At 62.5% G+C, this 11,166-nt stretch carries 9 protein-coding genes; 4 read left to right on the plus strand and 5 right to left on the minus strand.

What is annotated here, in order from left to right:
* Positions 1–202 precede the first annotated feature (202 nt).
* From Q0K00_RS09800 to mnmH, 3 genes are all read right to left on the minus strand, one after another.
* A complete protein-coding gene (locus tag Q0K00_RS09800; RefSeq protein WP_297229037.1) occupies positions 203–1,297 on the minus strand; it encodes a DUF362 domain-containing protein in 1,095 nt (364 codons plus the stop codon).
* A 147-nt stretch (positions 1,298–1,444) separates the two neighbouring features.
* Positions 1,445–2,635: an alanine racemase gene (locus Q0K00_RS09805; RefSeq protein ID WP_297229039.1), complete on the minus strand. Its 1,191-nt coding sequence runs from the start codon at positions 2,633–2,635 to the stop codon at positions 1,445–1,447.
* Positions 2,636–2,644: 9 nt separating this feature from the next.
* Positions 2,645–3,877 carry a tRNA 2-selenouridine(34) synthase MnmH gene (gene mnmH, locus Q0K00_RS09810; protein ID WP_297229041.1) on the minus strand — a complete coding sequence of 411 codons (1,233 nt, stop codon included), beginning with the start codon at positions 3,875–3,877 and terminating at the stop codon, positions 2,645–2,647.
* 237 nt (positions 3,878–4,114) lie between these two features.
* Between mnmH and upp the strand changes: the two genes are divergently transcribed.
* On the plus strand, positions 4,115–4,741 hold the full coding sequence (gene upp, locus Q0K00_RS09815; RefSeq protein WP_297229043.1) for a uracil phosphoribosyltransferase: 627 nt from the start codon (positions 4,115–4,117) through the stop codon (positions 4,739–4,741).
* Between the two features lie 12 nt (positions 4,742–4,753).
* Positions 4,754–6,013, plus strand: a complete 1,260-nt coding sequence (locus tag Q0K00_RS09820; RefSeq protein WP_297229045.1) for a uracil-xanthine permease family protein — start codon at positions 4,754–4,756, stop codon at positions 6,011–6,013.
* Positions 6,014–6,262: 249 nt separating this feature from the next.
* On the opposite strand, the gene Q0K00_RS09825 is transcribed toward Q0K00_RS09820, so the two are convergent.
* Positions 6,263–7,663: a histidine-type phosphatase gene (locus Q0K00_RS09825; protein ID WP_297229047.1), complete on the minus strand. Its 1,401-nt coding sequence runs from the start codon at positions 7,661–7,663 to the stop codon at positions 6,263–6,265.
* Positions 7,664–8,029: 366 nt separating this feature from the next.
* Between Q0K00_RS09825 and argF the strand changes: the two genes are divergently transcribed.
* Both argF and bla read left to right on the plus strand, forming a co-directional pair.
* A complete protein-coding gene (argF, locus tag Q0K00_RS09830) occupies positions 8,030–9,052 on the plus strand; it encodes an ornithine carbamoyltransferase (protein ID WP_297229049.1) in 1,023 nt (340 codons plus the stop codon).
* A gap of 87 nt (positions 9,053–9,139) precedes the next feature.
* Positions 9,140–10,033 carry a class A beta-lactamase gene (bla, locus tag Q0K00_RS09835; protein ID WP_297229051.1) on the plus strand — a complete coding sequence of 298 codons (894 nt, stop codon included), beginning with the start codon at positions 9,140–9,142 and terminating at the stop codon, positions 10,031–10,033.
* A 381-nt stretch (positions 10,034–10,414) separates the two neighbouring features.
* Here bla and Q0K00_RS09840 read toward each other — a convergent pair whose 3' ends face one another.
* A complete protein-coding gene (locus Q0K00_RS09840) occupies positions 10,415–10,969 on the minus strand; it encodes a cupin domain-containing protein (protein ID WP_297229053.1) in 555 nt (184 codons plus the stop codon).
* Positions 10,970–11,166 lie beyond the last annotated feature (197 nt).

An 11,166-nucleotide genomic window follows, 5' to 3' on the forward strand; every position in this document is an offset into this window, starting at 1 on the left:
CGGCAAGCGTACTTGTTTTTCATTGTCATAACTTGCTTTTAGCCTCTTTATGGACTCTCTGCTAGTCATGACCCTAAAAGAAAACCTCTTGCTTTCTTTTTCACAAAACGGCGTGGGGCATAAAAAAATTCCGGCGGCACATGGCCGCCGGAGGAAGGGCAGAGGTCAGGGGCCGGGCTTCGGGCCCGGCCGGGAAACTGCTCTAGATCTTTTCCAGCACGTACTGGCGGCTGCCGAGGCCGATCTCTTCGCCGTAGCTGAGCTGCAGGGGCCCGCGGGTATTGGGCCAGCGCGCCGTGAACTTGTCGTCGCCGGGCGCGACCTTGAGGCTGGGATCGAGGCACGGGGCCTTATTGACCAGATCGAAGCAGGCCTGGTCCAGGGCCACAGGGTCCGTGGAGGCCAGCAGGCCGATGTCCGGCACGAGCGGCATGTCGCTCCAGGCCACGCAGTCGCAGTCCGGGGTGACGTTCATGACGAAATTGATGTAGCAGACGTTCTTTTTGCCCTTGACCGCGCCGAGGGCGTATTCGGTCAGGCGCTCCACGAAGGGGGCCATCTCCGTGGCCCAGTCGATGCTGATGGCCTTGGTCGGGCAGACGGTGATGCACTCGAAGCAGCCGATACAGCGGGACGTGTCCACGCTGCTTTTCTTGTCCTTCAGGCTGAGGGCTTTTTGCGGACAGTTCTTCACGCACTTCCCGCAGCCCACACAGGTTGCGGCATCAATGGACACATGCGTACCATGCTGGTCGCGCTTGCCGCGCACCGAAGCGCCGCCCATGGCCAGATTCTTGATGGCGCCGCCAAAGCCCGCCATTTCGTGCCCCTTGAAATGCGAAAGCACCACCATGCTCGGCGCGCGGCGGATCTCCGTAGCGATGTGCACTTCCTTGAAATGCTTGCAGTTGATGCGCACGGGAACGTCGTTCTCGCCGTACAGACCATCGGCGATGACCACGGGAGCCTGCACGACGGACGGCGCAAAGCCATGGCTGTACGCGGTCTGCAAATGATCGACGGCGTTATGACGCGTTCCGGAATAGAGCGTGGTAGTGTCCGTCAGGAAGGGCTTGCCGCCCGCGCTGCGCACTTTGTCCACCACTTGGCGCACCAGGGCCGGATTCAGGTGGGTATCGTTACCGTATTCGCCGAAGTGCAGCTTGATGGCGGTGAGATCGTTCTTGCGGACGACCCGCTTGAGACCTACCGCGTCGCACAGCCGCGCGAGCTTGGCGATCTTGCTGTCTTCGTGCGAACGGGTATGCATGTCTGTGTAATAGACGGTTGCAGCCATGAGATCCTCCTTGGTTGAACAGTCCGGCAAAGGGACCGTGTCTGAATCAGCTTGTGCCGTGCCGGCAAGGTGCATGTATCGCGTCGTCGCAGCGACGACAAGTATCGCTGTCGGCGTTTTTTTCGTCAACGGGACGGGAAAAGGGCGTTACCAGCCGCGGATACGTTCCCAGCACGCCATGATCTGCCCCTGCCGCAATACATGATAGACGTCGTACTGCGCGGCGGTGGCACAGGCATGGTTGGGCAGGATACGCAGGCGGCTTCCCGCGGGGAAGCGTTCGTGCAACGCCGGCGAGGGGACGGCTTCCCCGGGACGGATGCTGATGATGCCGTGCTCCTGATTGCATTCGCTGACCCGCAGGCCCGGCAGGGGCGTGCCGTCCAGCGTACAGGGCAGGCCAAAACCCCATTTCGGGAAGCATTCGTCCAGGCCGCGATCCTGGGCAAGCGCCATCCAGCCGGCATCCACCACAAGCGCTCCGTCCTGGCGACGGTGGCCGATGACCGTGGTGAGCACGCTGAGCGCCACCTCGTCTGTCGTGCAGACGCCCAGCCCGCACATGGTCAGATCCATGAAGGGATAGACGCCCGCCCGTACCTCGGTGACCCCCTGTGGATATTCACCCAACAGGGCCGTGGGCGTGGAGCCGACGCTGCACACCACGCAGTCGTATCCTGCGGAACGCAGTCGTTCGGCGGCGGTGACGGCGGCTTCCCCTTCCTGCCGAGCCAGCGCGGCGATGTGCGCCGTATCCCCGCAGGCATAGGCCGCGCCGGCGTGCGTCAGGACGCCGCGCAGCTCAAGAAAGGACGATGCCCGCACTATAGCGGCCACGGCAAGAAGCTCGTCGCCCGCCGGGTCAAGACCGCTGCGATGTCCGTCACAGTCCAGCTCCAGCAGGACGGGGAGGGGAGCATCCCCGTCGGTGAACAGCTGCTTGGCCGCCGTGTTTAGCGCATCGGCCGTCACGGGATCATCCAGCACGACGGACAGGTCGGTCCCTCCACGGCGCAGGCCAAGCACCCGTGCCAGCTTGTCGGGCACGATGCCCACAGCATAGCAGATGTCCGTCACGCCCTGAGCCGCGAAATACTCCGCTTCGGCCAGAGTGGAGACCGTGGCCGGACCAGCGGGCGTCCGCAGGAGGCGCTGGGCTGCGGCCATGCTCTTGCACGTCTTGAGATGCGGCCGGGCGGCCAGTCCCTGACGGGCCAGATGGCGATTGAAGCGGGCGATATTGCCCGCCATGCGTGCTTCATCGAGAAGAAGGCAGGGGGTGGGCAGGGACGGGTCATCCGTCGTGCAGGGGATATTCAGGCTGGATCGTGGCGTCATGAGGACTCCTTATCGGAGGTTGGGAGAAACTGGAGAGGAGGGGCGGCCAGCGTCGGAGGCGGCAACCTCCGCAACCAGCAGCGTCAGTCGGCGGGCGGTCTCCTGCGGGGCATCCTCCTCGCAGGTCAGGCGTCCCAGCAGACGGCCGCTGCGCTGTGCCTGTTGGTGCGCATAGCATTTGTCGTAGTAGTGGAGCACGCGCCCGGCGGCTTCGTCAAGCCGTCCCGCGCGCACCAGTTCGCAGCAGCGCGTACAGGCCTCGCTGCCCAGACGGCGGCGCAGCTTCTGCAAGGCCGCGCAGAGGGCCTCGGCAACGGCCGGTTCCGGCGGAGAATCCGGTGACGTGCCGCCATAGATGCTTACCAGGCGGCGGATGCGCAGGGGCTGCGGCAAGTCCACCACAAGCAGAGGCGAGGTATCGATATGGCGGAAAAATTCCTCGCAGAGCGTGACATGACCGATACGACGGCTCTCGTCCTCCAGCCAGACAGGGCGGCGGGGATCCAGCGTGCGCCATTGTTCGAACAGGTCGTTCTCAAACGCCTCGTTGCCGGGCTGTCCACCGCTCAGGGCCACAGCGCCGAAGGCGGATCCTCGATGATTGGCCAGACCTTCCAGGTCGATGATCTGTTCCCCCCTGTCCGCCAGGGCGTGGAGGATATCCGTCTTGCCGCAGCCGGTCATGCCGCCCAGGATCAGGACAGGGCGTGGGCGAGCCAGTTCCTTGCGCACATGGGCCCGAAAGGCGCGGTAGCCGCCGCGCAAAAGATGCACGGTGAAGCCGCAGCTCTCCAGCAGCCAGCCCACACTGCGGCTGCGCAGGCCGCCCCGCCAGCAATGGAGCAGTACATGGCGGCCGGGGAGAGAGGGCGCTTCCGGCAGGGGCGGGAACGCATGGTCGGGGACAGGGGAAGACGCCGCGCACCGCGCAGAGGGGCTGGCCGCAAGTACGGCTGCGGCATCGGCCGTCAGCGGTTGCGGCGGGCAAAGTTGCCGGGCGGTCTCGACCATATCGGCCAGCCGACCGCCTACCAGACGCAGGGCGAGAAGGGTGGCGGCCTCCTGCCCTTGCCGGGCGTAGGCCGTCCCGACCCGGGCGCGCTCCTCGTCGGAAAAGAGGGGAAGGTTGCGCGCTCCCGCTATATGCGCTGTCTGGAATTCAGCGGGAGAGCGGACGTCCAGCAACGGCAGACCGGCGTCCCGCAGGCGGAGGAAATCTTCGATAGGGTGCAGCACAGGCATGAAAAGTATCTCCGCAGGGTACGGAAAGCTTTTGGGAGAGATAAGGCGTCACGGCAGGATCGGAACCGGGAGCCCTTTTTTCGCAGGGGCCCCCGGCATCCTGACGTTGGGCTCGTGCTACGCCAAAAAGGACAGCCTGTAAATACGCGGAGAAACTGTCCCTTGACAGACAAAAGGGGAGGAAGCTAGGATAAAAAAGTTTATTTATAACTATTTTACAGCCTTGAGGAGGCCGTTATGGCTGTGCATGTGGTCGATCATCCGCTGGTGCGGCACAAGCTCGGACTGTTGCGCCGGGAATCCACGGGAACAGGCGAATTTCGTACCATCGCCAACGAACTGGCCCGGCTCCTGAGCTATGAGGCCACCAAGTCCTTCGCCACGGAAAAGCTGACGGTGCAGGGCTGGGCCGGGCCGGTGGAAGTGGAGGCCATCTCCGGCAAGAAAGTGACGGTCGTGCCCATCCTGCGGGCGGGCCTGGGCCTCATGGACGGCGTACTGGACATGGTGCCGGGAGCAAAGATCAGCGTTGTGGGCCTGTACCGCAACGAGGAGACCCTGGAACCTGTGGAATATTATGTGAAGCTGGCGGGCAATCTGGAGCACCGCTTCGCCATCATCCTTGACCCCATGCTGGCCACGGGCGGCTCGCTCATCGCCACTATCGATCTGCTGAAAAAGCGGGGCTGCCGCCAGATGTGCAGCATCAATCTCGTCTGCGCCCCGGAAGGCATCGCCCGCCTGCAGCAGGCCCATCCCGATGTGGACATCTACACCGCCGCCATCGACAGCCACCTGAACGAACAGGGATATATCATCCCCGGGCTGGGCGATGCGGGAGACCGTATTTTCGGCACGAAGTAGCACGGTAGACGCATGAATCCCACGACTGCCCATGACGATCCCTGCCGCTATGTCTTTCGCTTGCGGGAGGCTCTGCTCGGCGCGCAGATGCTCTTTGTGGCCTTCGGCGCGCTGGTGCTGGTGCCCTTGCTGACCGGTCTGGACAGCAATGTAGCCTTCTTTACCGCAGGCGTCGGCACGCTGATCTTTCAGCTCGTGACGCGCGGCAAGGTGCCCATTTTCCTGGCGTCCTCCTTTGCCTTCATCGCGCCCATCATGTACGGCGTGAAGACTTGGGGCGTGCCCCTGACCATGGGGGCGCTCATCTTTTCCGGTCTGCTCTATGTGGCGTTGAGCACGCTCATCCGCTTCCGGGGGACCGCCGTCATCCTGCGTATCCTGCCGCCCATCGTCACCGGCCCGGTCATCATGGTCATCGGGCTTGTGCTGGCGCCGGTGGCCGTCAAGATGGCGCTGGGGCTCTCCGGTGACGGGACACAGCAGCTCATCCCCCGGGGCACGGCGCTGGCCTTGTCCATGTCGGCCCTGCTGACGACCGTTGCGGTCTCTCTGCTGGGGCGCGGCCTGTTGCGGCTGATCCCCATCCTCTGCGGTATCGCCGTGGGCCTGCTGGTGGCCCTTGGCCTTGGCGTCGGCAACTGGGATGCCGTACATGCCACGCCCTGGTTCGCGCTGCCCAATTTCGTGCTGCCGCAGTTCTCCTGGGAGCCCATGCTCTTCATCATCCCCATTACCGTAGCGCCGGCCATCGAACATTTTGGCGACATCATCGCCATCAGTTCAGTGACGGGCAAGGATTTCCTGCGGGATCCGGGCATCAAGAACACCATGCTGGGCGACGGTCTGGCCACCATGGCGGCCTGCGCGCTGGGCGGCCCGCCCAATACCACCTATTCCGAAGTGACCGGCGCGGTGACGCTGACGCGGGCCTTCAATCCCGCCGTCATGACGTGGGCGGCCATCTGTTCCATCCTCCTGTCCTTTGTGGCCAAGGTGGGGGCCTTCCTGAGCTGCATCCCCACGCCGGTCATGGGGGGGATCATGATATTGCTGTTCGGGGCCATCATGGTGGTGGGACTGAATACGCTGGTGCGGGCGGGACATGACCTGCTCCAGCCGCGCAATATGGTCATCGTGGCGTTGATCATCATTTTCGGCGTCGGCGGTATGCAGTTCGACTTTGGATCTTTCACGCTGGCGGGCATAGGCCTTGCGGCGGTCACCGGCGTACTGCTCAATCTGCTGTTGCCGCGCGACAATCCACGTGATTGAGTTCTCGGCGCGGCAGCTTTCGTCCGACTGACGGGTGATCGCGCGCATATGAAAAAAACGGCGGCGTCCTTTCTGGACGCCGCCGTCGTTTTGTTCTGGGAGCGTTAGAGCATTTTGCCTTTGAAAAAGGCAAAATGCGAGGCGGCGGCACAGCGCCGCCCGGCCCAAAGTGAGCGGAAAAACCGCGTTTTTTCCGCGAAACGACAAGCCGTATGGTTTGAAACGCAAAGCGTTTCAAACTGAAATGCTCTATTGCCGTGGCGCTTGTCCTTGCGGGTCATCTTCATCTGTTTCCGCATTGCCGGGCTCCACATCAGCCGAAGTTTCCAGCTCGCCTTCGGAAGCGGCGGGCATCAGCTGCGGCAGCGCCAGCCCCGTAAAGATGCAGTCCTTGCGTATGGCGGCACGCGCACGCGCGTAAAAGTCATCGACCGGCAGGTTGGGATCGCCGTTCTTGCCCACACGGACGGAGAAGGCCGCCAGACTTTCCTCATCCTCAAAGGGCGTGCTGCTGTGCAGGGTCTCCAGCGCATGGGCAAAAAACTTTATCCGAACGATCTGGCCTTCATCCTGCTGCCAAAGTTCAAACGCCAGGACGGCGGCGGGTGGGATCAGGTCTTCTGGGTAGCCCGAAGCCTGCCAATGGATGCCCAGCAGGGCGGCCACATTGGCGATGCTCACATCCGAGCCCACAAATACGACGATGGTCGAACGGTTGGCCCGGCTGTCGGTCATCTTTCCCTGAAGGGCGGCAAGCAGCTCGTTGAGCAATGTGCTGCCCTGCGCGCCAGCCACGGAAGACGCCCTCTGCACCGCATTGAAAACGGTACTGTGCAGGCTCAGGATCTGACGCATGGTAGCGGTATCGGCCTGGCCCCAGGCGGCAGGTTCACTGGGCCACTGGCTGAACTCCCGTAAAAAGACATCCGTCAGGCTGGAGGCGATGCCGAGCCCTCCTTGGATGAAGGCGCTGGTCCCCTGCCGTGCAATGGCGACGGAAGAGGGGATGGAGGACAGGCGACAGCCGGGCGGCAGGGCGTAGCGAGTGCAAAGCTCCGCATCCGCCGACCCGACGATGCTGTCCAGCAGAGAGAGCTGCTCGGCGTATTCGGCATTGAGGCCGGGCAGACCGTCGTCCATGTTGTTCAGCACATCCTTTGCTGTGGCGGCAAAGTGAAAGATGCACATGCCGTTCTGCACTGGATGGAAAAGCGGGTCGGGAGACAGACTGTCGATGGCATAACCGCTGTTGCCTTGCGGAAGGAGGCCGCGCAGCAGGGCCGAGGCGGTAGCCCGAGCGGGCTGCCGATTATCGGCACGCACATAGACGGCCGCCGGCGAGGCATTGGCCGGCAGGACGCCCAGCGCAAGATAGCGGTTGCGCAGCTCGCCCCAGAGTTCACTGACGAGGGCCGCACCACGGCGGGTCAGTTCGCCCCGTTTCGCGGGCCACTTGGGCCAGGTGCGTTCGGTCCAGGAATCCAGCATGGCTTCGCTCTGTAGAGGGGCGCTCACTCCGGAGCGCGTCAGCGCCACTACCTTGAGCAGGCGGGGCGTGGATGCCGGTCCGGCAGCCGCCGCCGTTGCGGTCAGGCAGAGCAGGCAGCAAATGACGGACAACAGGATGCAGGCTGGGCAACGTTTCCGCATGAGGGATCTCCTTGGCGAGAAGTATAGCGGCAAAGCATGTGGTGGGCAATGGGAGCGGGCAGGGCGGCGTCCTCAGGGGGCCCGGTGCGGTCCTGAGCCGCCGCATGGACAAGGGGACCTTCCCGTGCTAGGTTCATCCCTCATCGTTCGCTTTTGCTGAAAATGCCCTTTTACGACCGGCATTGAAGGAAAGGCGGCTGTGCCATGTGCTCGCGCGGCAGCAGGTCCCGTATGACGTGCCGTGAAGAGCACTTTTTTTGCCGGAAGCATACCGCCGCGGATGCCGCCTGCGAGCATGTCGCGAAGTTTCCGGCCAAGCGCGATAACGATATGGACAAGAGCGGCCCCGCAGGGGGCGGAGACCTCATGAGCAGACTGACCAATCGCCATTTTTTGAAGGAAACGGACTTTACTCCCGAAGATTTCCTCTACCTGCTGGATCTGGCGGCAGCCTTGAAAAAGGCCAAGAAGGAACGCCGCGAACCGCGTTTTCTGGAAGGCAGGAATATCGTCCTTCTGTTTGAAAAGGATTCCACGCGTACGCGCTGTTCTTTTGAGGTGGGCGCACACGATCAGGGAGCTTCCACGACCTACCTTGGCCCCTCCGGTTCTCAGATGGGCAAGAAAGAATCCATGGCCGATACGGCCCGCGTGCTCTCCGGCTTCTATGACGGCATCGAATACCGCGGCTTCGGGCAGGACATCGTGGAGCGGCTGGCCTCCTATGCGTCCGTCCCGGTCTGGAACGGCCTGACCAATGAGTGGCACCCCACCCAGATGCTTGCCGATATGCTGACCATGCGCGAGTGTTGCCCCAAGCCCCTGAAGGATCAGACGCTGGCCTATCTGGGGGATGCCCGGTACAATATGGGCAATTCGCTCATGGTGTGCTGCGCCATGCTGGGGCTGGATTTCCGCTCTGTGGCTCCGCGCGCCCTCTGGACCTCGGACGAAGTCTATCAGACGGCCTGCGCCATTGCCGAAAAGACCGGAGCGCGCATTACCCGTACCGAAAATGTGGAGGAAGGCGTGCACGGCTGCGATTTCCTCTATTCCGACGTTTGGGTGTCCATGGGTGAACCTGACGAAGTCTGGCAGGAGCGCATCAACCTGCTGACTCCCTACAGCATCGACGCCGAGGTCATGCGCAAGACCGGCAATCCGCAGTGCGGGTTTTTGCACTGCCTGCCCAGCTTCCATAACCGGGAAACCACCATCGGTGAAAAGATCTACCAGCGCTTCGGGCTCGAATACATGGAAGTCAGCGACGAAGTGTTTGAAGGGCCCAACAGCTACGTCTTCCAGGAAGCGGAAAACCGTATGCATACCATCAAGGCCGTCATGGTCGCCACTTTGGCCGACGTGCCGGATGCCTTCATCTACGGCTAAGGCAGTCCGCTGCCATATTTTTCAGAGGGGAGCCATTGCCGGACAGGCGGCGGCTCCCCAATTTTTATGAAAGGAGAGTGAGTCGTCATGCTGCTGTCGGCATATCGTTCGTTGTGTCATGTGTCCTGCTGTCTGCTGTTCTTTTGCGCCACCATGGTGTCGATCGGAGCGCCAGCTCTGGCCACCGATGCGGAGATCGCGGAGCTGCGTGCGCTGGAGCAAGCGCATCAGGCCCGTATCGGGCTTGTGGCTGTGGATGTGGGCAGCGGGCAGAGTCTGGCATGGCGTGGCGATGAGCGTTTCACCTTTTGCAGCACCTTCAAGGCGGTGCTGGCTGCCTGCATCCTGGACCACTCCGTGAAAGAGCCGGGCTTGCTGTCGGAACGGCTGCACTGGTCCCCCGACAAAGAGGTGGATTGGTCGCCCGTCACCGGCGGGCTCGGCAGCGACGGCATGACCGTTGCCGAGCTTTGTGCCGCCTCCCTCGGTTTCAGTGACAACACCGCCACCAATCTTTTGCTGGATCGTCTCGGTGGGCCGCAAGCCGTGACGGACTACGTCAGAAAACTGGGCGATACGACCTTTCGTCTGGACCGGCTGGAGCCGGAGCTCAACGTGTCGGCTCCCGGAGACGAGCGGGACACGACCACGGCGCTCGCCTACGCCCGTACCCTGCGAGCCTTGCTGACGGGACAGGCCCTCCCCCCCGCACAACGGCAGCAGCTGCTGGACTGGATGGCCGCCTGTACGACCGGCGCCGGACGCATACGCGCCGGGCTTCCCGATACCTGGCGGCTTGCCCACAAGACGGGTTCCAGCGGCGGCCTCGCTCATGATGTGGGACTGGCGGAATCACCCGACGGGCGGCGGATACTTCTCGTCATCCTTACTCGTTCCCCCGATAGTGCGGATATGGCCCGCAAGGAAGCCCTGATCGCCGCTGCCGCCCGTTGCGCCCTGCGTGGGCTGGGCGTCAGGTAGGAGAAAAAGGAAGATTTTTTTGCGAGGGGGAGAAGGGGACCTTTTTCCGCAAAAAGGTCCCCTTCTCCCCCTCGCGCTCCCCCTCATCCCTCCAAAAACGTTTGCGGGATCCCTGCGCGGCGTCGTGATGCGGTAAGGCGTCCCTGTCCTCTTATGTCCCTCGGCAGCATGGTGATGGGGTATCCGGCAGGACGTGTCTGGATATTACCTCTGGTCAGCCTTTATGTATTTCGGTTGGCGTGCGTTTGGGAGTCTGACCTTGAGGCCAGACTGTCCGACAGCGACAGCGGCAAAAGTTTTGGTGGGGGGAAGAGGGGTACGGGAGAAGGGGAAAGACTTTTTAAACGTCTCCCCTTTTCCCCTGTCTCTGGCGTTTTGGGTTCAGGCTCCCGCAGCACAGGACAGAGGGAAGAAATCGTCGAGGATGCGCGAGGCGGCGGCGTCACAACGGGGGAGGCTGTGACGGATGCCGGCGGCATTCGGGGCAAGCTCGAAATCGGCGAAGTCGAAGCCCGGCGCGACAGTGCAGCCCACGAGAGCATAGGTCGTCCCCGGACAGGGCATGGCGCCGAACCAGCAACCGCCGGCCACGACATGGACAAGCTCCTGCCCTGCCGAGAGATCTTGTCCCAGCAGGCAGTCCTCACCACTGCCGTCAGGGTGGATGACCGCCAAACGTAAGGGACCGCCCAAAAGAAAATGCCAGATCTCATCGGAATGCAAACGATGCAGACGAGAGCATTCTCCTGCGCGCAGCAAAAAGAGGATGGACGTACTCCACGGTCGTTCTCCGTGGTAGCAGGCGGGTAGGGCCTGAGCGGCAATGCGGCCGCTGCTGCACCAGATGCGTCGGTAGAAGCCGCCTTCGGGATGCGGCTGCAGACCATAACGGGTCACGAGCTGATCGCTGGTGGGGATATCCGGCAATTCGTGCACCTTTGTTTCTCCTCGTACCAACAGGGATCTGATGGAAGCAGGCTGTGCGGGCATGTCCGACCACAGTCCGGCGAACAAGCATTTTTCGTGCATGTCTGTCGGTGTGGGGGCGGACGTCTTGCTCTAGACAGTGTCGTCAAATTATATTTGCCCACAAAGATATGCATCTAATTTGAACGGCGGCAAGAAAAGAGGCG

The organism is uncultured Desulfovibrio sp. (genome assembly GCF_944327235.1).
Lineage (GTDB): Bacteria > Desulfobacterota > Desulfovibrionia > Desulfovibrionales > Desulfovibrionaceae > Desulfovibrio.

Excerpts from the sequence above, each read along its gene's own strand:
- mnmH (WP_297229041.1), bottom strand. The coding sequence starts at position 3,877 with ATGCCTGTGCTGCACCCTATCGAAGATTTCCTCCGCCTGCGGGACGCC.
- bla (WP_297229051.1), top strand. The coding sequence starts at position 9,140 with ATGCTGCTGTCGGCATATCGTTCGTTGTGTCATGTGTCCTGCTGTCTG.
- upp (WP_297229043.1), top strand. The coding sequence starts at position 4,115 with ATGGCTGTGCATGTGGTCGATCATCCGCTGGTGCGGCACAAGCTCGGA.
- Q0K00_RS09800 (WP_297229037.1), bottom strand. The coding sequence starts at position 1,297 with ATGGCTGCAACCGTCTATTACACAGACATGCATACCCGTTCGCACGAA.
- Q0K00_RS09820 (WP_297229045.1), top strand. The coding sequence starts at position 4,754 with ATGAATCCCACGACTGCCCATGACGATCCCTGCCGCTATGTCTTTCGC.
- argF (WP_297229049.1), top strand. The coding sequence starts at position 8,030 with ATGAGCAGACTGACCAATCGCCATTTTTTGAAGGAAACGGACTTTACT.
- Q0K00_RS09805 (WP_297229039.1), bottom strand. The coding sequence starts at position 2,635 with ATGACGCCACGATCCAGCCTGAATATCCCCTGCACGACGGATGACCCG.
- Q0K00_RS09825 (WP_297229047.1), bottom strand. The coding sequence starts at position 7,663 with ATGCGGAAACGTTGCCCAGCCTGCATCCTGTTGTCCGTCATTTGCTGC.